Annotated in this window: 25 protein-coding genes; 12 read left to right on the top strand and 13 right to left on the bottom strand. The window is 64.2% G+C overall.

Annotated features, from left to right (window positions below):
• Positions 1-8: 8 nt before the first annotated feature.
• Complete coding sequence (locus IB259_RS04200) at positions 9-527, bottom strand: O-acetyl-ADP-ribose deacetylase (protein ID WP_119451185.1); 519 nt, start codon at positions 525-527, stop codon at positions 9-11.
• Positions 528-706: 179 nt separating this feature from the next.
• Between IB259_RS04200 and IB259_RS04195 the strand changes: the two genes are divergently transcribed.
• The gene (locus IB259_RS04195; RefSeq protein WP_192327675.1) at positions 707-1,633 is read left to right on the top strand and encodes an alpha/beta hydrolase; all 927 of its coding nucleotides are present in this window, start codon (positions 707-709) and stop codon (positions 1,631-1,633) included.
• 30 nt (positions 1,634-1,663) lie between these two features.
• Here the strand turns inward: IB259_RS04195 and IB259_RS04190 are convergent, their stop codons facing one another.
• Positions 1,664-2,074, bottom strand: coding sequence for a VOC family protein (locus tag IB259_RS04190; protein WP_192327672.1), 411 nt, complete (start codon positions 2,072-2,074; stop codon positions 1,664-1,666).
• 110 nt (positions 2,075-2,184) lie between these two features.
• Positions 2,185-3,078 (bottom strand): LysR family transcriptional regulator, encoded by an 894-nt coding sequence (locus IB259_RS04185; RefSeq protein ID WP_054454645.1) that lies wholly within the window; start codon positions 3,076-3,078, stop codon positions 2,185-2,187.
• A 109-nt stretch (positions 3,079-3,187) separates the two neighbouring features.
• Between IB259_RS04185 and IB259_RS04180 the strand changes: the two genes are divergently transcribed.
• Positions 3,188-4,084: an NmrA/HSCARG family protein gene (locus IB259_RS04180; protein WP_054454646.1), complete on the top strand. Its 897-nt coding sequence runs from the start codon at positions 3,188-3,190 to the stop codon at positions 4,082-4,084.
• Between the two features lies 1 nt (position 4,085).
• The gene (locus IB259_RS04175) at positions 4,086-4,346 is read left to right on the top strand and encodes a DUF2798 domain-containing protein (RefSeq protein WP_192327666.1); all 261 of its coding nucleotides are present in this window, start codon (positions 4,086-4,088) and stop codon (positions 4,344-4,346) included.
• Between the two features lie 39 nt (positions 4,347-4,385).
• Here IB259_RS04175 and IB259_RS04170 read toward each other — a convergent pair whose 3' ends face one another.
• The 8 genes from IB259_RS04170 to IB259_RS04135 form a co-directional block, all read right to left on the bottom strand.
• Entirely contained in the window at positions 4,386-5,015 is a 630-nt protein-coding gene (locus IB259_RS04170) for a TetR/AcrR family transcriptional regulator (RefSeq protein WP_192327663.1), read from the bottom strand.
• Positions 5,012-5,329: a multidrug efflux SMR transporter gene (locus IB259_RS04165; protein WP_054454653.1), complete on the bottom strand. Its 318-nt coding sequence runs from the start codon at positions 5,327-5,329 to the stop codon at positions 5,012-5,014. Before IB259_RS04165 ends, IB259_RS04170 begins: the two co-directional genes overlap by 4 nt.
• Before the next feature lie 34 nt (positions 5,330-5,363).
• Positions 5,364-6,101: an SDR family oxidoreductase gene (locus IB259_RS04160; RefSeq protein ID WP_192327660.1), complete on the bottom strand. Its 738-nt coding sequence runs from the start codon at positions 6,099-6,101 to the stop codon at positions 5,364-5,366.
• Between the two features lie 66 nt (positions 6,102-6,167).
• Entirely contained in the window at positions 6,168-7,373 is a 1,206-nt protein-coding gene (gene acdA / locus IB259_RS04155; protein ID WP_192327657.1) for a 3-sulfinopropanoyl-CoA desulfinase, read from the bottom strand.
• Positions 7,374-7,426: 53 nt separating this feature from the next.
• Positions 7,427-8,386, bottom strand: a complete 960-nt coding sequence (locus tag IB259_RS04150; RefSeq protein ID WP_192327654.1) for a tripartite tricarboxylate transporter substrate binding protein — start codon at positions 8,384-8,386, stop codon at positions 7,427-7,429.
• Between the two features lie 57 nt (positions 8,387-8,443).
• Complete coding sequence (locus tag IB259_RS04145) at positions 8,444-9,631, bottom strand: CaiB/BaiF CoA-transferase family protein (protein WP_175213300.1); 1,188 nt, start codon at positions 9,629-9,631, stop codon at positions 8,444-8,446.
• A 120-nt stretch (positions 9,632-9,751) separates the two neighbouring features.
• Positions 9,752-10,663 carry a LysR family transcriptional regulator gene (locus tag IB259_RS04140; RefSeq protein ID WP_175160773.1) on the bottom strand — a complete coding sequence of 304 codons (912 nt, stop codon included), beginning with the start codon at positions 10,661-10,663 and terminating at the stop codon, positions 9,752-9,754.
• Between the two features lie 19 nt (positions 10,664-10,682).
• Positions 10,683-11,564, bottom strand: a complete 882-nt coding sequence (locus IB259_RS04135) for a LysR family transcriptional regulator (RefSeq protein ID WP_059379704.1) — start codon at positions 11,562-11,564, stop codon at positions 10,683-10,685.
• 194 nt (positions 11,565-11,758) lie between these two features.
• Between IB259_RS04135 and IB259_RS04130 the strand changes: the two genes are divergently transcribed.
• The 6 genes from IB259_RS04130 (at position 11,759) to IB259_RS04105 (ending at position 15,442) form a co-directional block, all read left to right on the top strand.
• Positions 11,759-12,745: a tripartite tricarboxylate transporter substrate binding protein gene (locus IB259_RS04130; protein ID WP_192327651.1), complete on the top strand. Its 987-nt coding sequence runs from the start codon at positions 11,759-11,761 to the stop codon at positions 12,743-12,745.
• 96 nt (positions 12,746-12,841) lie between these two features.
• Positions 12,842-13,225 carry a PAAR domain-containing protein gene (locus tag IB259_RS04125; protein WP_054454672.1) on the top strand — a complete coding sequence of 128 codons (384 nt, stop codon included), beginning with the start codon at positions 12,842-12,844 and terminating at the stop codon, positions 13,223-13,225.
• Positions 13,197-13,736 carry a DUF4123 domain-containing protein gene (locus IB259_RS04120; protein WP_192327648.1) on the top strand — a complete coding sequence of 180 codons (540 nt, stop codon included), beginning with the start codon at positions 13,197-13,199 and terminating at the stop codon, positions 13,734-13,736. Before IB259_RS04125 ends, IB259_RS04120 begins: the two co-directional genes overlap by 29 nt.
• Entirely contained in the window at positions 13,726-14,082 is a 357-nt protein-coding gene (locus tag IB259_RS04115) for a hypothetical protein (RefSeq protein ID WP_054454673.1), read from the top strand. Before IB259_RS04120 ends, IB259_RS04115 begins: the two co-directional genes overlap by 11 nt.
• A 6-nt stretch (positions 14,083-14,088) precedes the next feature.
• Entirely contained in the window at positions 14,089-14,715 is a 627-nt protein-coding gene (locus IB259_RS04110; RefSeq protein WP_166738269.1) for a restriction endonuclease fold toxin 5 domain-containing protein, read from the top strand.
• 10 nt (positions 14,716-14,725) lie between these two features.
• A complete protein-coding gene (locus tag IB259_RS04105) occupies positions 14,726-15,442 on the top strand; it encodes an immunity 52 family protein (RefSeq protein WP_054454904.1) in 717 nt (238 codons plus the stop codon).
• Here the strand turns inward: IB259_RS04105 and IB259_RS04100 are convergent.
• Positions 15,439-16,386 carry a LysR family transcriptional regulator gene (locus IB259_RS04100; RefSeq protein WP_166738268.1) on the bottom strand — a complete coding sequence of 316 codons (948 nt, stop codon included), beginning with the start codon at positions 16,384-16,386 and terminating at the stop codon, positions 15,439-15,441. The two genes, IB259_RS04105 and IB259_RS04100, sit on opposite strands and share 4 nt — an antisense overlap.
• A gap of 107 nt (positions 16,387-16,493) precedes the next feature.
• Here IB259_RS04100 and IB259_RS04095 point away from each other — a divergent pair, with 107 nt between their 5' ends.
• The 3 genes from IB259_RS04095 to IB259_RS04085 are packed head-to-tail and all read left to right on the top strand — an operon-like array spanning position 16,494 to position 19,684.
• Positions 16,494-17,651, top strand: coding sequence for an ABC transporter substrate-binding protein (locus IB259_RS04095; protein WP_119451171.1), 1,158 nt, complete (start codon positions 16,494-16,496; stop codon positions 17,649-17,651).
• Positions 17,652-17,667: 16 nt separating this feature from the next.
• Positions 17,668-18,732, top strand: coding sequence for an aromatic ring-hydroxylating dioxygenase subunit alpha (locus IB259_RS04090; protein ID WP_192327645.1), 1,065 nt, complete (start codon positions 17,668-17,670; stop codon positions 18,730-18,732).
• 1 nt (position 18,733) lies between these two features.
• Positions 18,734-19,684 carry a PDR/VanB family oxidoreductase gene (locus tag IB259_RS04085; RefSeq protein ID WP_192327642.1) on the top strand — a complete coding sequence of 317 codons (951 nt, stop codon included), beginning with the start codon at positions 18,734-18,736 and terminating at the stop codon, positions 19,682-19,684.
• On the opposite strand, the gene IB259_RS04080 is transcribed toward IB259_RS04085, so the two are convergent.
• A complete protein-coding gene (locus IB259_RS04080) occupies positions 19,681-20,409 on the bottom strand; it encodes a GntR family transcriptional regulator (protein ID WP_225596773.1) in 729 nt (242 codons plus the stop codon). The genes IB259_RS04085 and IB259_RS04080 overlap by 4 nt on opposite strands.
• Positions 20,410-20,547: the final 138 nt, after the last annotated feature.

Raw genomic sequence — 20,547 nt, 5'->3', positions numbered from 1 at the left:
TCGGCTGGCTAAACAGTCGGCCGATTCAAGACGCGCTCATACTGAAGAAGGTCTTCCGGAGAAAAGCAGCAGAAAATCACCTCTTGGACGGAAGAATCCCCAGCGAGGCTTTCACGCACGGTCTTGACGGCAATCTCCGCCGCCAATTCAATGGGGTACCCATATATCCCCGTGCTGATGCTGGGGAACGCAATCGACTTGACCGCTCTTTCTTGCGCCAGCTCGATGCATCGGCGATAACAGCTGGCCAGCAGCGCCGGTTCTCCGCCGTCCCCGCCCCGCCACACCGGCCCCACCGTATGAATGATGTATTGAGCGGACAGGCGATAGGCCTTGGTCACCTTCGCGTCCCCCGTCTTGCAACCGCCCAGCAATCTGCATTCATGCACTAGATCCGGGCCCGCCGCGCGATGGATGGCGCCATCGACGCCGCCGCCGCCCAGCAATGAGGAGTTCGCGGCATTCACGATGGCGTCCACCTCGAGCTTCGTGATGTCTGAACGGATTGCGCGCAGGGTTGTGGCCATGATTTTGCTCCTTGAGGTACGAACGCCGTCGCCGCGGCGCATTTGCAGGGCGATCTTCCTGGCAGCAAGTTTGAGGAACTCGTCACGTCTGCTGGCGGCAACGGACCGGGATTATGGTGCCAGTCTACAATTCCGCCCACTTCATGTGCTCAAACTTGCAGGCTGCCGAGCCTTCCCCCATGCAACGACGCCTTCTGAATGCCCTGTTGATTGCCCTCCTCGTCAGCTTCGGCCTACATGGCGGCCCGACGCAAGCCCAGGCCCAATCGACGCCCAAGATGCAATCTGGCGAGGGTCGCCCATACGAAATCGCCGATAGCGAAGTCTGGGACGTGCCCGATCCCGTGTCGGGCCGCGGCTATCAGGTCTACGTCGCCTTGCCGCCGTCCTATGCGAAGCAGCCGCAACGGCGCTACCCCGTGCTTTATGTTACCGATGCCGACTATGCCTTCCCTATCATCCGGCAGTTGGCGCGCCGCCTGAACGTGGAAGGACCGCGGATCGAGGAGTTCATTCTTGTCGGCCTGTCATATGGCAAAGGCGAGGATGGCGGAGTCAGCCGCCAGCGCGACTACACGCCTACACCGAACGGCCCAAGCACCGCGCCGGCCAATGCGGTCCATGGCCAGGCGCGGGCCTATCAAGCGTATCTGCGCGATCAGGTAAAGCCTTACATCACCGCCCGCTACCGGACCGACCCGGCCAGAGCCCTCTTTCTCGGCCACTCCTATGGGGCGCTGCTGGGGACGCAGATCCTGTTCACCGAGCCCGCCATGTTCAACGGCTATGTCCTCGGCAGCCCGTCCCTCTGGTACGACAAACGGCATGCCTTGAAGCTCGAAGCGGGCTATGCCCAGCAGCATCGGGACCTGACGGCGAATGTCTTTCTTTATGTCGGCGCCTACGAAGCCCTGCGCAAAGGCGACCGGCGCTACAACCAGACGGTGGACATGGTCGCCGACAACCGGGCGCTGGAGGCGGCGCTGCAAAGCCGGAAATATCCAGGTTTGAAACTGAAGTCCGTGGTCCTGAATGACGAGGACCATCTCACCGTGGCGCCGCGTGGCTTTATGCAGGCCTTGAGATATCTGCTGCCCGTGCGTTGACCTAATACAGAGATCCAACCTGCGCCAGCCCTAGATCGCAGGCCCCTTCAGTTCGATCTGATTGCCGTCGGGATCAAAGCAATAGATCGAAAGTCCCTCGCCTTCCGCGCCATATCGCATCACGGCCTTGTCCGCCGTAATGCCGAAAGTTCGCAGATGCTCGAGGATGGCCGTTTCATCGAACGGCTCGACGCGAAGACAGAAGTGGTCCAGGTTGTGCCGGTCTTTCCCTGGCGCTGCCCCGCCCGCGGCGCCCAGAGGCCCCTGCACATCGACCAGATCGACCATGGAACCGCCGGCGCTCAGATGGATCATTGCGTACTCATCGTTCTTCTTCTTGATCTCGCAGCCCAGTACTTTCGTATAGAAGTCCACGCTACGCGTCAGGTCCTGAACCCTGAGCACGACATGGTCCAAGTGCTTGATCTGAAATACCGGCATGATGATCCTCCTTGGAGCGAAAGTGCGCATCAGGATACGGGGATTCTTAGTCTACCGTGCCGCGCTTGGGATAGTAGCGGCGCCCTCGCCCGCAGACTCCCGCGGCGCCCCTAGAACCGATCGAGCTTCAGCCCAGCCGCCAGATAATCAATAAAAGCCCGCACTTTGGCAGGCGGAAGCCTGTGCTCCTGCCAAAGCACGTGTATGGGCACAGGCTTGGACTCGAACGCTTCGAGTATGACCTCCACCTGCCCCGCATCCAGCAGGTGCCTGATCTGCCATAGCGGCGAATAGCCGATGCCGAGTCCGGCGCTGACCGCGGAATAGATCGCCGCCATCGTGTTGGTCCGGAACGGACCCCGCACCCCGACGCTGCGCCGCTTGCCGTCTATCTCAAAGGCCCACTGCCCCGAGCGTTGATCGAGAGTCCTGACAATGCAGGCGTGCTGCCGCAGGTCCGAAGGATGCGCGGGACGGCCATACTGTTCGAAATAGGAAGGCGATCCGAATACGACTCTGCGCAAGGCTCCCAATCGTCTTCCCTGCAAGCCGGAATCCGGCAGGTCTGCGATGCGCACGACCAGATCGAGGCCTGCGGCGGACAGGTCGACAAAGGTATCCGTCAATTGCAGATCGACTTCCATCTGCGGGTATGCGCGCATGTACTGCGCGATGATCGGAACCAGGAAGTCCGGCCCGAACAGTACCGGCGCGCCGACACGCAATATGCCCGACGGCGCGGCTCGGCGGTCTGCAACCTCCAGCCGGGCCTCGCCTATTTCCTCCATCGCCGGTTTGACCCGCCGGAAGAACGCCTCGCCCGCTTCGCTGAGAGAGCAATGCCGCGTAGTGCGATGGATCAGTTGCACGCCGACGTCCTCTTCCAGCGCGGCAAGAGAACGGCTGACGGCCTGTAGCGAGCGGCTGAGATGGCGCGCGGCTTTCGTCAGACTTCCCGTTTCAGCGATGTGGATGAACGCTTCCAGGTCTTCGAGGCGGCTCATTATTTATCTCGTATAACGTGATTCACATTCATATTTCACAAGTATTGTTCCACTAATCGGCAGAAAATACACTGCCTTCGTACCCACATGCATGCGAAGGAGAAACCCTGTGAACGGCACTCAGCCCACGGTTTTGGTCGTAGGAGCCACCGGCAAATTCGCCGGCCTGGTCGTTCCTGAATTGCAGCGGCGCAAGGTCGCGGTCCGGGCGCTCGTCCGCGACGAAACACGCGCCGCTCAGGCCCGCTCGCTGGGAGCGACCGAGACCGCCATCGGTGACCTCCGCGACGTCGACAGCCTCGCAGCCGCAACGCAAGGCGTGGACGGCGTCTTTCATATCGGCCCCGCGTTCACCGCAGACGAAGCGCCCATGGGCGTTGCCCTGGTCGACGCGGCCAAGCGCAGCGGCGTGAGGAGGTTCGTCTTTTCATCGGTCATCCAGCCAACGAACGTGCGACTGGCCAATCACGCCAGCAAGATCCCGGTGGAGGACGCGCTCTACTCGTCGGGACTGGAATACACAATCCTGCATCCCGCGAACTTCATGCAGAACATCGGTTTGGCCTGGCCGTCGATCCGCGACCATTCCCGCTTCAGCGAGCCCTTTCCCAAAGACACGAGAATCGCCCGCGTGGACTATCGCGATGTGGCGGAAGTCGCCGCGATCGCCCTGACCGAGGACAGGCTGGCCTACGCGACCTTGGAGCTATGCGCCGGCATGTATAGCCGCATGGACATCGTGACGGCCCTGGCCGAGGAGCTGGGATCTCCGGTCACTGCATTGGAGCCCGGTTTCAACGCGTGGGCGCAAGACGCGCGCCTGCCTTATGGCGAACAGCAGTTGCTTCTTCTGTCCAAAGTCTTCGATCACTACCGGGCCTGCGGGCTTGGAGGAAACAGTCTTGTGCTGAAGGCTGCACTCGGACGGGATCCGCGTTCACTGCGCGAGTACGTCAAGGACCTGGTAGCCGAGAAACAAGCGGCGCGCGGCGGCAAGGAGTATTGAGATGGCTGACCATTCATCAAGCCCCACCCTGAAAAAGCTCCCGCGGCACTATGCCCCCGTTCTGATGCCGCTGGTTCTTTCCGTGTTCATGTCGGCCATCGTTTCAGCGGTGGCGACCGCCGCGAGCGTGGGCGTGGGTCCCGACTTTGTCCTCAACTGGCCCAGCGCCTGGGGAGCCTCGTGGATAGTGGCTTTTCCCAGCCTCTTGCTGCTGCTGCCTGTCGTGCGGCGGATCGTCGCCTGGATGGTGGTCTCGCCCTAAGCTGGCCCGCAAGCGCTGCGACGAGCTGCGCCGGCAATGTCAACCGGCCGGCCACGCAAGCATCGCGGCATCAATGATCATGTTGAGCTTTTTCGCGCCCGCGCCATCGCGGGCCTGGATCGACAGGCCTTCAAGCACGGTCGTGTAGAAGGCGGCAAGCTGCCGGACATCGGCGGATGGCGCAAGGTCGCCCTCCGCAATGCCTTGCGCAAGCCGTTCCCTCAGCGTCGATTCTCCTTCCTCCCGATTTGCGGCAAGAAACGCACGCACGCTCTCGTTCTCAGGCGCGCCCAGCAGCGATGACAACACGATCATGCACCCACGCGGGCCCTCGTTGACGGCATAGGCGCGCGCGTTCGATCGCAGCATGGTTTCGACGGCGTCGCGGGCCGTCCGAGCTGCGCTGAGGCTCTGCGACGTCGCTCGCCCTTCGACGCGGTCGTAAAGTTCGACGGCCTGCCGGAAGATTTCCTCCTTGCAGCCAAAGGTCGCATAGAGGCTGGGCTTGTTGACGCCCGTGGCGCTGACCAGATCCTGGATCGAGGTGCCTTCATAACCTTGCGCCCAGAAGGTACGCATGGCCGCCAGCAAGGCCCGGTCCTTGTCGAACGCCTTCGGACGCCCGATTTTCGGCGCGGTGGCCGGTTTAGCTTGATTGCCAGAATTCACGTTTCAATTATCCGCAGGCCCGCCACGCCTATGCCTATCAAGCCCAGGAACAACAGCTTGGCCGATGACATGTGCTCGCCGAGCACCAATGTGCCGAAAACCGCCACGCCGAAAGCGCCTATGCCCACCCAGATGGCGTAAGCGGTGCCCACCGGCAGATGCTTCAGGGCCAAGGCCAGCAGGACAAGACTCAGCATGGCGACGCTTATGCCGATCAGGCTTGGCCAAAACCGCGTCAATCCGTCGGCCTGCTTCAGTGCCAATGCCCAGACGATTTCAAGCATGCCGGCCAGAACCAGGAAACCCCATGCCATCTGAATCCCCATTTCTGTTGGACTTCCCGCAGCCCTAGGCGGTGAAGCCGCCATCGATGGCGAGCGACGCGCCGGTGATGAATTGGCTCTCGGCCCCCGCAAGATAAGCCACGGCTGCGGCAATTTCCTGGGGTTCGGCATAGCGTTTGACCGCCATGAGTTCCAGCTCGGCGGCTACCGCCGGACCATCGGCGGGATTCATGTCGGTGTTGGTCGATCCCGGATCGACGATGTTGACCGTGATGCCGCGGCCGCCGACCTCCCGAGCCAGGCCCTTGGTGAATCCGATGAGCGCCGACTTGCTCATCGCATAGAGCGTCACGCCCCCATAAGGCACGCGTTGCGCGAAGCAGGAGCCGATGGAAATGATGCGTCCGCCGGTCCCCATATGAACCAGCGCGGCCTGCGAGGCCACGAATACCGCCTTGGCGTGGATCGCCAGGGTGTCGTCGATTTCCTCGAGCGTGGCGTCCTCGACAGGCCCGTAGGGGAACACGCCGGCGCTATTGACCAGTATGTCCAGCCTGCCCAGTTTCCCGGCAGTCTGCTCCACCGCCGCACGGACGGCGGCGGGGTCACGGCTGTCCGCCTTGATAGCCAGGACCCTGGCGCCCGTTGCACCAAGTTCCTGGGCGTAGTCTTTCGCTGTCTGATCAGATCTGGCGTAAGTGAACGCGACATCAGCGCCCTGCTCAGCGAACCTTCGCACGATGGCGGCGCCGATGCCGCGCGTGCCCCCGGTGACCAGCGCAACCTTGCCTTGGAATTCCATCGCCGAGCTCCTTTTATACCGATCGGTTCAAAAGATGCTACGCGCAGCGGAATTCGTCGTCAAGCATCACTTCCCGCGGATATACCCATCCCGCGTCTGCGGCAGCTTCATCCCAAGCACGGCGGAAGCGACCTGGGTGCGCAGGATCTGCGCGGTGCCGCCCGCGATGGTGAACATGCGCGCATCGCGCACATGGCGTTCCATCGGCAGGTCGCGTCCATAGCCGGACGATCCATGCAGCTGCAAGGCGTCGTTGGTCACGCGCTGCGCCGTTTCGGCCGCGTAGATCTTGGCCTGCGCGGCCAGCGACAGGTCCGGAAAGCCAAAGGTCCGTGCCGTGCCGCTGCTTGCGGCCGCATGCAGCATGTGCCGCGCCGCATTCAACTGGATGGCCATGTCGGCGACCATCCACTGCAAGCCCTGGAACTCCGCTATCGGCCGGCCGAACTGCTGGCGCTGCTTGACGTAGTCGACGGCTTCTTCAAAGGCGCCCTGCGCGATGCCCAACGCCACGGTGCCCGCGCCCACGCGCTGGGCGTTGTAGGCCTGCATCAGCCCGGCAAAGCCGCGCTTCAAGCCCTCCGGCGGAACCACCAGCATGGACTTGTGCACCTTGAGATCCCGGAACGCGATGTAGGTCTCGGGTATGCCCCGCACGCCCATGGCGTAGGAACGCTTGGCGATCTCCAGGCCATCGTCCTCGGCGTCCGGCTCGCGCACGTGGATGAAGGCGCCTATGCCCAGGTCCACGCCCTCGTCGAACACGCGCGCAAAGATCAGGTGCAGGCGCGACACCCCGCCCCCGGTGATCCAGTATTTCTCGCCGTTGATGAGGTAGTCATCGCCCTGACGGACTGCGCGAGTGCCCATTTCGCTGGCCGCGCTGCCGGCCTGGGGTTCCGAGATGCAGATGGCGGGCTTGTCGCCAGCCAATACACACTCGGCGGCCAGCGCCTTCTGTTCATGGGTGCCGTACTGCATGATGGCGCCGATCGCGCCCATGTTGGCTTCGACGGTGATGCGCCCCATGGTGGCGCAAGCCTTGGCCATTTCCTCCACGACCAGGACAGTATCTAGATAGCTTAGGCCCCGCCCACCGTACTCGCGCGGGATCGTCATGCCCATGAAGCCGTTTTCGCGCAGTTGACGGACGTTGTCCCAGGGATACTGCTCGGATTGGTCGGTGGCTGCGGCTGTCGGTTTGAATACGGTCTGCGCCAGTTCGCGCGCGCGCTGCTGCAGCGCCAATTGCTCTTGGGAAAGTTCAGTCATGGTTCATCCTTGCTACGTGCAAAACTCCGGCCGGGCCGCCAGGCCCGCCGGCATCAACCCACCTTGATATCCGCGCGCCGCGCCACCTCGGCCCAGCGCTCGACTTCGCTGCGCGTCAGCGCGGCCAGCTCCTGCGGCGTGCCGCCGCCCGCATCCGCGCCCAGTGCGATCCACCGCTGCACGAAAGCCGGGTCGGCGAATGCCGCGTTGACCGCCGCATTGAGCACGCGCACCACGTCTGCGGGCGTGGACGGCGGCGCATAGATGCCGTACCAGCTGGTCGCGTCGTAATTGGCCGCGCCGCTCTCCGCCGCCGTGGGCACATCGGGCAAGCTGGGTGAACGGACCTTCGACGTCACCGCGATGGCGCGCACGCTGCCCGCCCGGATGTGCTGGATGGCCGAAGGCATGGTTTCGAACATCATGTGGACGTTCCCGGCAATGATGTCCACGATTGCCGGCGCGGAACCGCGATATGGCACGTGCATCATCTGGGTGCCCGTGACGTTCTTGAAATATTCGGCCATCAGGTGCTGCATGGTGCCCGCGCCCGGCGTGGCATAGCTGTACTTGTCCGGGTTGGCCTTCAGCAGCGCCACCAGCTCCTGCACATTCTGCGCGGGCAGATCCTTGTTGACGATCAGCGCATGGTTGACGCGCCCCAGAAAGCCCACCGCCGTCATCTCGCGGATGTCGTATCCCAGCTTCGGATACACGGACTGGGCGATCGCGTGATGCACCGCTCCGAACAGGATTGCGTAGCCGTCGGGTCGGGCCTTGGCCACGGCGTCAGCGCCCAGCGTGCCGCCGGCGCCGCCGCGGTTTTCCACGATGACCGACTGGGCCAGGCTGGCGCGCATCGGCTCGGCCAGCTGCCGCGACAGGATGTCCACGGTTCCGCCCGGTGCATAGGGCGCGATCAGCCTGATGCTCTGCGACGGGTACTTGCCCTGCGCGAATGCGCGGCTCAAGGGTGTCAATACGGCCAGCGCCAACAGCTGTCTCCTATCCATGCCTCTCTCCTCTTGTATCCGCCGTCGTCGCAGCGGTGTTGTCTAAGGTGTGTGATGTCAGCCCGCCGTCCAATCGCGCAGGATCTGCTGCGCATGCTCGTTCAGGCGCGGCGGCGGCCTGCGATATGACACCGGCGTGGCGGAAAGCTTGAGCGGGTTCGCCAACAGGTTGAGCTCGCCGCCTTGCGCCCACGCGCAGGGCATGCGCAACTGCGCGCCGCGGGCCTGGACGTGCGGGTCGTTGAACACATCGCGCAAATCGTTGACGGGGCCGCAAGGCACGCCCACGGCTTCCAGCTGTTCCAGCCAGGTTTTCCTGGAGCGCAGGGCCAGCGCGTCCTGTACCCGTTGGCAAAGTTCGGCGCGGTGGGCGACGCGGGCCGCGTTGGAGGCGTAGCGCTCGTCGTCCGCCAGCCCGGCCAGGCCTGCAACTTCGCAGAAACGCCGGAACTGCGCATCGTTGCCGACAGCAAGAATCATGGGACCGTCCACCGCGTCGAATACCTGGTAAGGCACGATGTTCGGGTGGCCGTTGCCCAGGCGCGCGGGCAGCTCCTGCTGTGCCAGGTAGTTGGTTCCAGCGTTCACCAGCCAGGCGATCTGGCTGTCCAGCAGCGAGATGTCGATGTGCTGCCCCTGGCCGGTCAGGTCGCGGTGGCGCAGCGCAGCCAGGATGCCGACGGCGGCATACATGCCGGTCATGACGTCGGCGATGCCCACGCCCACCTTCATGGGCGTGCCCTGCGGCTCGCCGGTAAGGCTCATGATGCCGCCCATGCCCTGGATCAAAAAGTCGTAGCCCGCGCGCTTGGCGTACGGACCCGTCTGCCCGAATCCGGTGATGGAGCAATAGACCAGGCGCGGGTATCTGCTCTTGAGTTGTTCATAATCCAGCCCATGCTTGGCCAGGCCGCCGACCTTATAGTTCTCGACCAGCACGTCGGCATGGTCCAGCAACTGATGCAGCGCGTCCCGGCCGGCCTCGGTGGCGATATCCAGCGCGATCGACCGCTTGTTGCGGTTGGCGCTCAGGTAATAGGCGCTTTCGGCGGTCGCGCGGCCGTCCTGGTCGTTGATGTAGGGCGGCCCCCATTTCCGGGTGTCATCGCCTTCCTCCGGCTTTTCCACCTTGACCACGTCCGCGCCCAGGTCGCCCAGCAGCTGCGTCGCGCTCGGGCCCGCCAGGATGCGAGAGAGGTCCACGACACGCACGCCGCTGAGCGCGGAAGCTTCCACTGACTGCATACGCCTTCTCCATCAGAGTCGATCGATGCAGTCTAAAATTCGCAATCCTCACCTTCAATTGAGTTTTTTTTCAATATGAAGGGCAGCCTTCGAGCCAAGCAGGACGGCTGACGCGCGGCTTTACTTGACCGGAAACTTCAGCTTGGGCGCGGCTTCCCTGACCATGGCCCAGAAGGCGTGCGCAGCAGGCGACAGCTTGCGTTCATTGAGGCAGGCCAAGCCGATCCTGCGCTTGGAGGCGGGACTGATCTTGCGGTAGACCAGCCCGTCGTAAGCCTGCGGCAGCACCAGCGACGCCAGCACGGAGATGCCCTGCCCGCGCCTGACGAACTCCAGGATGGACATGATCTGCGAGAGGTCGTGCGCGATGTGCGGCTTGGCGCCGGCTCGCTCGAACATGCGCGTAATGACAGGCTGCGAACCGGCGCGCGTCATGATCAGCGGATAGTCGATCAGGTCCTTCACCGCGATGGTCTTGCGCTCGGCCAGCGGGTGGCCAGCCGGAAGCACCACCATCAGCTCATCGGTAACGAGCGGCAGCGTGTCGAAATCCGGCTTGGGCAAGGCCACCACGCCGATCTCGATGCGGCGTTCGACCAGCGCGCGCTCCAATTCCGGGTCCGGCTTCTCGGTAACGAACACGTCGACGCCCGGATAGCGGGCTTTGAACATCTCAAGCAGCTGCGGCAGGATGTTCAAGGAGGAGCTCGCCCCCAGCGAACCCAGATTCAGCAGGCCCGAGCGCAAGCCCGCGCTGGCGTTCGCCGTCGCGCGCACGATCTGCAGGGACGCGAACACGTCCCTGACATGCGGCAGAATCTGCTGTCCCGCATAGGTGAGGTGCACCCCCGATGCATTGCGGTCGAGCAAGGGCGCTCCCAGCGTGGCCTCCAGCGTGCGCAGGGCGTGGCTGGTGGCCGAGGGCGTCATCCCCAGCCGGGCGCCGGCGCCCGCGATGCTGTCGGCGGAGGCCAGCGCCAGCAGCAGTTCCAATTGCCTGAGGGAGAGGGATTTGGCGGCCTGATCCGGCATGGTCATGTTTCCTCAGGTGCTAACCGGCCAGCGCCTGCGCCAGCCCTAATGCCCGCGCCAGGAACGCCGACGTGTCGTCCTTGCGATAGCTGACGATCACGGGCGACACAAAAGTATCGGCGTCTATCGCCACATGCGCCACGTCCTGCCGCTGCAAGCGCTGCACCGACGCCGGTACCACCGTCACGCCCAGCCCCGCCGCCACCAGGCCAATGGCGGTCTGCAGTTCGTTGGCTTCCTGCACCACCTGCGGCGCGTGCCCCGCCGCGCGGAACAGGCCCAGCACATGGTCGGAGAAATTCGGCCTTGGCCGCGCCGGATACAGCACGAAGGGTTCGCGCGCCAGGCGTTCGACGGATACCCGCCGCAGCCGCGCAATGGGATGGCCCAGCGGCACCGCAGCCATCAGCGCTTCGGTCATCAGCACCCGTCGCTCGATGGCGGGATCGTCGAACAGGATGCGGCCGATGCCCAGATCGATGCGGCCGGCCTTGAGCGCCTCCAGCTGCGGCAAGGTGGTCATTTCCGTGAGCCCCACTTCGACCTGCGGGTCCGCGTTGCGCAGCTGCCGGATCAGCTCCGGCACGAAACCGTAAAGAGAGGACGGCACGAAGCCTATGCCGAACCAGCGCCGCTGGGTCTGCCCCAGCCGCCGCGTGCCTTCCAGCACTTCTTCCAGGCGCGCAGTCAGCAGGCGCGATTGTTCCAGCAGGAAGCGGCCCGCTTCCGTCAGGCGCAGCGCGCGCGTGGTGCGCTCGAACAGCTGCACGCCGAGTTCTTCCTCGAACAGACGGATCTGGCGGCTGAGCGGGGGCTGGGCCATGTGCAGCCGCGCGGCCGCGCGGGTGAAGCTGCCTTCCTCTGCCACGGCCTGGAAATAACGCAGTTGCCTCAATTGCATCGCGTGGTCTTATACATACCATAAAGGTATTAATCGGAACCCATATAGTCTTGGACTCGCAGGGAAAACGCAAGCCATACTGAGCTATCGCACGAACCTGATCATGGAAAGTATGAATCGCGGGAACATCTTCCCGTGATCTGCGGACCGCCGGCGCGCAGCGACACAATAATTCCAGCAATACGGAGACCATCATGCGCTTGCGCTCTGCATTCCAACGACTCGCCCGGGCCTGTATGGGCCTGGCGCTGCTGGGGGGCTCGTCCGCCGCCCTGGCGCAAACCTACCCGGATCACCCGGTCAAATGGATCGTGCCCTTCCCGCCCGGCGGCGCGATGGACAGCATCGCGCGTACCCTGGGCGAATCCATGGGCAAGCAGCTCAACACCACCTTCATCGTGGAAAACCGCGCAGGCGCGGGCGGCAACATCGGCGCGGCCAGCGTGGCCCGCGCCAAGCCGGACGGCTACACCATCCTGATCGTCGCCAACGGCATGGCCGTCAACCCGGCGCTGTACACGGACCTGAACTACGACCCGGTCAAGGACTTCGCCCCGATCTCGCTGCTGGCCGTGGTGCCCAACGTGCTGGTCACCAATCCCGCACGCACCGGCGCCACCAGCGTGCAGGACGTGATCGCCAAGGCCAAGGCGCAACCCAACCATTACACATACGCCTCGGCCGGCGTGGGCACGTCCATCCATCTGGCGGGCGAGCTGTTCCTGTCCATGGCCCAGGTGGACATGCTGCACGTGCCCTACAAGGGCAGCGGCCCTGCCGTCGCCGACCTGCTGGGCGGACAGGTGGATTACATGTTCGACAGCATCACCTCCGCCAAGCCGCACATCGAAGCCGGCAAGCTGCGCGCGCTGGCGGTAACGACCAGCAAGCGTTCGGCCGCCCTGCCCGACGTGCCTACCGTGGCCGAAAGCGGCCTGCCCGGCTATGAACTGATGCCCTGGTTCGCGGCCTTCGCCCCCGCCGGCACGCCGCCCGACGTGGTCGCGAAACTGAACGCCGCCATGCGCGCCGCATTGAACGACGCCAAGGTGCGCGCCACGCTGGACTCCATCGGCGCCGAGCCCATTGGCGGCACGCCGGACGAACTGCGCGACCACCTGGCGCGCGAGACCGCGCAGTGGAAGACGCTGGTGAAGGAACGCAATATCAAGATCAATTGAGGGCGGCGCGGCCTTCGTCTTCCCACTTATGATTCTCGTCAACGCCCCCCTTGGTTGAACGATGCTAAGTTCGCCTTCAACCAAGAAGGAGGCGGCATGTCTGAGCGATCGATCATCAGAAAGGGAGATCGGACTTCGCACGGCGGGACCGTAGCCGAGGGCCACCCCACCTCGATGCTTCTTGGACGCGAGATCGCCTTGGTGGGGCATAAAGTCACCTGCCCCAAATGCAAGGGCGCCTTTCCCATCCTGGCGGATCCGGGGCGCAATCATACATTCATGGGCCAGGACACCGCCGTGGAGGGAATGCGCACCGCCTGCGGCGCCGTATTGATAGCGTCACAGATGGTGGCGCGCATCGGTCTGGCACAAGGATTGTCCGATCCCGCTCCAATGAAAACCGCGCAGAGCGACACGCTGTGCCAGGAGTGCCTGGAGGCCGCTGCCCGCAATGCCGCAACCACCGTGGCGCGAGGGTAGCCCGGTGGCGATACAGGCAGAGGAACACTTCGCGGCCCGTCTGCAGCAAACAAATTTTCCCTTGCGGCTTTATGGTCTGGTTGACGCGCTGCTGCACGCACAAGTGTCGGCTACACAGCCCTTATTCCGCTCCTCATCTTGCGTGGCGCTGTTCGACGGCACGCCTGATGAAGCGCTGGCTCATGCCGGCCCATGGCTGCTGGATTGCTCCGCCGATCGAAGCGCGCACATCCCTGCGCTGCAACGCCTGGCGGAAAGCGAGCTTGGATGCACCTGGATCGTCAGCGGCTACGCAATGGACGATCTGGCCGAAGCGCTGCGGGCGCGATTGGACGTGCGCATGCCCAACGGGACAACTGCATTGCTGCGCTATTACGACGCAAGACTTGCGGACGACATTGCAGCGCTGCTGACCGCCGAGCAACGGGCCGCGTTCTTTGCCCCCTTCCAGGACTGGCTTGTGGAGCGCAACGGCAAACTCATCAGGATCCATTCCGTCCATGGTGCTTGAATTCACTCCACAACAGGTTGCAGGTCTATGTGCAATCGACGCCAAGGGCTTTTTGCACGGGGTCGAGCAAGACATCCTGCGCGACTACCCAGGGCTGGCCGAGGCAGGCTTGAGCGAAAGACTAGCCACGGCCCTTGCACGGGCGCGGGCCTTGGGGATAGACGACGATGCGAATCTTGTCGACTTCCTCCGGACCGAGGCGCTGGTTCCTGGATTCTATGAACAACCCGGGTTTCTTGCCTGGATCCGTAAGCCCGGACGCCCCGCCGATCAACGATTCCATGACTACATGCAAGTGATGAAATGGCAATCGCGCCAACGGCTTCAACAAGAGCAAAGGGAGTAAGGAAGAATGCCCGGACCTCTGGCAATACCAATCGCGGGATGGGTAGCGGAAGCCATAGCGGCAGCGCTCGCCCGGGCGGCAGCAAGCGCCGCGGCAGGTGCCGTGCTGGGAGGCGTGACCACTTTACCAGGCGATACGCCTCGGGAAGACAGTGAAGCCAAACCCACCGACCGCGCCTTGCCCAGGACCGAAGAACCGTGCAAGAAATGCCCGCCGGACCTGGGGATGAAAGTCAGACGCAGGCATGGGGCAAATTGGAACGCCTACGCATACCAGGCCAGGATTACCGGATTCGACTACGACACGGAGTATTGTTTGTGGAGCGATGAATGGAACTGGCAGGGAGGCGCTCACGGCGGCGGGTTCGACATCGATTTCGACGGCTTTGTGTCGACGGAATGCCTGCTGCAGGAGACCAAAGGAAACTACGACAGTTTCATCGATGAGGACGGCGAGCAAGCAGGTTGGTTTGGCGGCTTCAAGACCATGCGCTTACAAGCCAGCCGCCAGGCAGGCGCGGTTCGCATCAACCCTCCAACAAGATTGAGATGGTATTTTCAAACGCCTAGAACGCAGGCGCTGCTGCGGCAGTTGCTGAATAGCCTGGGTGCAGAATCCGTAGTTGTTCCCTGACGAGAAAGACATGCTTATCACATGCCAATTTGAAGACCCGAAACATCAGTCCGGCGATTTTCCCGAAATGCTTCGTCGACTGCACGCGATCACGAAGCTGCTGGCTGACAAATCCGACGGATTGACGGAGTGGTTCTCGCAGGGTGAGTCAATTGACGAAGCCAGGTTGTATCCTGCATTCGAGGGCGACGAACCCTCGAATGCGTTTCTTGCCGTGTTGAACAACGAATATCGGCTTGATCGGTCATTTACTGCCATCTCTATTTGGAATGGCGCTGAAGAACAGCGCAACAGCGTAGTTCTTGAACTGCAGGGCAACGACAGGGGCAGGCCGTGCACTCTGACCGTCTCTTACCATAAGCGACGCGACGACCGCTTTGGCGGCGCCGCTTCGGTGAAGGACATCGTCGCCGCGATCGCCCAGCTCTTCGTCGCGCAGTACATAGCCGTCTCGCCACGCTATTACGACGAAAAGCAGGTTTTCGACGACAAACCCGGCGTCGGCTGGATGCTTTACCTTCCCCAAGTGATCACTCCCGAGCAAGTCCCGGAAGCCCAGGCTCTGATTCCCGTTCCCGCTGCCGGAAAGAAGCAAACCGGCACCATCATCGTCAGCGTCGCGAACGAAGTGTTTTCGCTGGACAACGCCAGCCACGTCGAATTGGCGAACCGCATCGAGATGCGCCTGGTGGACCAGGACCTGCTGCCGCGCTATGCGGATCTCTAGTCGCGCCCACCCTGCTTGAGCCTCGCCCCGTCCCACGGATACCCATCGAACGTATCCTTCACCAGTTCCCGCAGCCAGATGATCGCCGGATCCTGGTGAAAGCGCGGATGCCAATGCTGGCGCAGCGCGAAGGACGGCAGCGGCAGCGGCGGCTCCAGCACCTTGACCACGCCGTAGCCGCCGAACACATTGCCCAACTCCTGCGGCACCGTGGCGATGAGATCCGGGTGCTGGTCCAGCAATAGCGGCACCACCAGGAAGTGCGGCGTGGACAGGAAAATGTTGCGCTTGACGCCCTGCTCCTCCAGTGCGCTGTCATAGGCTTCAGACGAGCGTCCGGCCAAGGTCACCACGATCTGCGGCATGCGCTGGAATTGTTCTAGGGTCAGCTCGTCGCCCACCTCCTGGTTCTTCACGCTCACCAGCGTCACGAAGCGGTGCATGAAGAGCTGCTGCTGAAACAGGCCCTGGGGCGCAGCCCGCAGCGATCCCAGCACCAGATCCACCTCGCCGGACGCCAGCAGCGGCTCGACCTGCTGCAGCGGCACCTGGCGCGTGCGCAGGGTGCAATGCGGCGCCAGTTCGCGCAAGCGCTTGATCAGCGGCGGCAGGAACACCAGTTCGCCCATGTCCGTCATGCACAGGGTGAACACGCGCATCGCCGAGGCCGGATCGAACTGCGCTTGCGACAGCACCTGGCCGCGTATGGTCGCCATCAGCGCCAGGATGGTGGGCGCCAGGCTCTCGGACTTGGGCGTGGGCTGCATGCCCTGGCCGGTCTTCACGAACAGCGGATCGTCGAAGAACGCGCGCAAGCGGTTCACGGCGTGGCTCATGGCGCTTTGCGACAGGCCGAGCTGCTCGCCGGCGCGGGTCACGCTGCGCTCGCGCAGCAGGCTGTCGAAGACGGCGAGCAGGTTGAGGTCCAGTTTCTCGTTATGCATAGCGTGCATTTCCAGAATCATGCTCATGACATTGACGCATATTCCGCCGCTATCTATCGTCTTGTCAAACGCCGCGCAGACCGGCGTTTCCACAAGGAGACAACATCTTGAAGCCCCTTCTACACCCCGTGCGCGCGGTGCTGGTTTCGTGCGCCCTGCTGTCCTGTAACGCCGCCTCGGCCGATGTCGGCGTCGGCGTCATCCTGTCGCTCACCGGCCCGGCCGCATCGCTGGGTGGCCCGGCCAAGAACGCGATAGACCTGCTGCCGCGCGAGATCGCGGGCGAGGCGGTACGCTACATCGTGCTGGACGATGCCTCGGACGCCACCGGCGCCGCCCGCGCCTTCCGCAGGCTGGTCGACGAGCATAACGTGGATGTGGTGCTGGGTACGTCCGTCACCCCCGCCACCCTGACCTTGCTGCCTATCGCCCAGGAGAAGAAAGTGCCGCTGATGAGCCTGGCGGCCGGGGCCAAGCTGGTCGAACCGATGGACGCGCAGCGCCACTGGGTGTTCAAGGTGGTGCAGAACGAAAACCTGATGGTCGCCAGCACCGTCGCGCACATGCAGGCCGCCGGCGTGAAGACGCTGGGCTACATCGGCTTTGCGGACGCCTACGGCGACAGCTGGCTGGCCGAAGTTTCCGCGCAGGCGCAGCGCGCCGGCATCAAGCTGGTTGCCTCCGAGCGCTACGTGAAAACGGACACTAGCGTCACGGCGCAGACCCTGAAGCTGCTGGCCGCCAGGCCGGACGCGGTCATCGTGGCGGCGTCCGGCACGCCCGGGGCGCTGCCGCAGAAGTCCCTGCGCGAGCGCGGCTATGCCGGCCGCATCTACCAGACCTACGGCATCGCCAACCGCGAGTTCCTGCGCATCGCCGGCAAGGACGCCGAGGGCGCCTTGTTCGCCGTGGGCCCGGTCGTGGTCGCCAGCCAGCTGGACCAGGCCAACCCGATACGCGCGGTCGCCATGGACCTGACGCAGCGCTACGAAGCCGCCCACGGCAAGGATTCCATGTCGGTGTTCGCGGCCAACGCCTGGGATGCCGGGATCGTGCTGCAACAGGCGCTGAAGACCACCTTGCCCAAGGCCAGGCCGGGCACGCCGGAATTCAGGGCGGGCCTGCGCGACGCGCTGGAAGCCACGCGCGACGCCGTGACCTCGCAAGGCGTGTCCACCATGTCGCCCACCGACCACGTGGGCTATGACGAGCGCGCCGCTGTCATGGTGCAGATCAAGGACGGCGCCTGGCGCTACGTCAAGTAAACCAAGGAGCTCATCCATGTTCATCAAAAACACCTGGTACGTCGCCGCCTGGGACCAGGAAGTCAGCGCCGACGGCCTGTTCTCTCGTACCATCACCGGCGTTCCCGTGCTGATATACCGCGACGGCGCCGGCCGGCTGGTGGCGCTGGAAGACCGCTGCTGCCATCGCGGCGCGCCCTTGTCGGTGGGACGGCGCGAAGGCGACTGCGTGCGCTGCATGTACCACGGCCTGAAGTTCGATCCCAGCGGCGCCTGTGTCGAGGCCCCGGCGCAGGCGCGCATTCCGCCTCAGGCCCGGGTGCGGACCTTTCCCGTGGTGGAGCGGCACCGCTGGATCTGGATCTGGATGGGCGATCCGGAACGCGCGGATCCGGCCCTCATCCCCGACACCCAATGGCTGGACCATCCCGATTGGCGCAGCCTGGACGGCTATATCCACTATGACGTCAACTATCTGCTGATCGCAGACAACCTGCTGGACTTCTCCCACCTGCCCTTCGTGCACCCAACCACGCTGGGCGGCAGCGAGGACTATGCCTCGGTCTCGCCCAAGGTCGACCGGCTGCCCGACGGCGTGCGCATCACGCGCTGGACGCTCAATACCGAAGCGCCGGCCTTTGCCAAGAAGGTCCGCGAATGGCCAGGCCTGGTGGACCGCTGGAACATCTACAACTTCACCCTGCCCGGCATCCTGCTGATGGACTCGGGCATGGCCCCGGCCGGAGACGGTGCACAAGAAGGAAACCGCGCCGGCGCGATCGAATTCCGCGGCTGCCAGGCCCTGACGCCCGAAACCGAAACCTCGACGCACTACTTCTTCGCGCATCCGCACAACTTCTCGATCGACCGGCCCGAGGTCACTGCCTCCATCCACCAGAGCGTGGTGGATGCCTTCGACGAAGACCGCGACATCATCACCGCGCAGCAGCGCTCGCTGTCCCTGGCGCCCGACTTCAAGATGGTGCCGCTGTCCATCGACGCCGGGCTGTCCCAGTTCCGCTGGGTGGTGGCGCGCCGCATCGAAGAAGAGCAGCAGGCAGCCGGCGCGTCCGGCGTGCGCCCTGCGCAGGCGGTGGCCTGAAATGCGCCGGCTAGTCATCAGCCGCATCGTGCGCGAGGCGCGCGGCGTGCTCGGCCTGACGCTGCGCAGTCCTGACGGCGCCATACTGCCGGCCTTCGAGGCCGGCGCGCATGTGGATGTGGCGTTGGGCAATGGCCTGGTCAGGCAGTATTCCCTTTGCGGCGACCCGGCGGAACTGGGCGTGTACCGGCTGGGCATCGGCCTGGCGGCCGCGACGCGCGGCGGTTCACGCTACATCCATGAACAGCTGCGCGAGGGCGACCTGGTGGATATCGGCGAGCCCAGGCAATTGTTCGGGCTGCATGCGCAGGCCGCCGGCCATGTCTTCATCGCGGGCGGCATAGGCATCACGCCCATCCTCAGCATGATCCATGCAAGCGTCAGGCGCGGCGAGCCCTGGCGGCTGCTGTACTGCGTGCGCGACCGCGACGCGGCAGCCTACCTGTCTGAACTGGCCTTGCACGGCGAACGAGTGACGCTGCATGTCGACAGCGAACAAGGCGGCGCGCGCTGCGACCTCGACGCCTATCTGGGCGCGCTGGGGGAACCAGGCTTGCATGTCTATTGCTGCGGCCCCGGGCCGTTGATGGATGCCGTGGCCACGGCCTGCGAACGCGGCGGAATCGCCGCGGCGCGCGTGCATTTCGAGCGCTTTTCCGCCAGCGCGCCTGCTGCGGCCGAGCCCGGTTCAAGCTTTGCCGTGCGGCTCGCGCGCAGCGGCGGCTGCCACGAAGTGCCCGCGGACAAGTCGGTGCTGGATGTGCTGGAAGCGGCCGGCGTCGCCTGGCCGTACTCTTGCCGGGAAGGCCTGTGCCGCAGCTGCGAAGCCGGCGTGCTGTCCGGCAAGGTCGACCACCGCGACTACGTGCTCAGCGACGAGGAACGCGCCGCCAACCGCAGCATGATGGTCTGCGTGTCGCGCGGCTGCGGCACGCTGGAGCTGGACGTCTAGGCAGGTTCCTGCAGCGCCGACGCATCCAGCAGATGGTCGACGATGGCGAGTATCTGCTCGGCGGCTTCGCCGATGTGCCGCTCCAGCGCGGCCTCGGCGTCTTCGGCCCGCCCCTGCCGGGCGAGCGCGATCAGTTCGCTGTGCTCGTCGTGGGCTTGCTGGCGAATCGGCGCGTTGACGATCTGGAAGCGGAAATAGCGTTCGGATTTTTCATGCAGCGCGCGCACCATGGCCAGCGCGGCGGGACGTTGCGCCGAGCGGTACAGCAGTTCATGCAGCTGCCAGTTCAGGCGGCCCCATTGCTCAGGCTCGGCCGTGTCCATCTGCGCCACCACCTGGCTCGCCAGATCCAGATCCTGCGTCTGATGCTGCTGCACGGCCAGGCGCAACAGCCACGGCTCCAGCCGCAGGCGGATGTCGAAGAACTCCTGCACCTCGGCGCGCGACAGCATGGAAACGTAGGCGCCGCGATGCGGGATCATGTCGATCAGTCCTTCGGCGCTGAGCTGGCGGATGGCCTCGCGCACGGGCAGGCGGCTCACCCCCAGTTCCTCGGCGAACAGTTCCTGGCGCAGCGCGGAACCGGGGGGAATCGCGCCGGACAGGATGCGGTCGCGCAGTTCGTCGACCACCAGTTCGACGGCGGTCTTGCGCACGAGGCGGCCGGGGCTGGCGGTCTGGGAACGGGACGGATTGGAAGCGGAAAGCGGCGAATTCTGGGACATGAAACCTGCCTGGTTGCACCGTGCGGCGGGGGCGGCACGGCAGGACTGGGCGGAAAACAGGGCCGCCATGCCCAGGAAAACCCCGAGAGACAGCCGCTACCCGCAGCCCTTTTAATGTGAGTATATTGGATCCATGAT

The organism is Achromobacter sp. ACM04 (assembly GCF_014851465.1).
Taxonomy (GTDB): domain Bacteria; phylum Pseudomonadota; class Gammaproteobacteria; order Burkholderiales; family Burkholderiaceae_B; genus Achromobacter; species Achromobacter aegrifaciens.
Note: the sequence above shows the minus strand (reverse complement) of the source record. Positions and strands in the feature narration are given on the sequence as shown.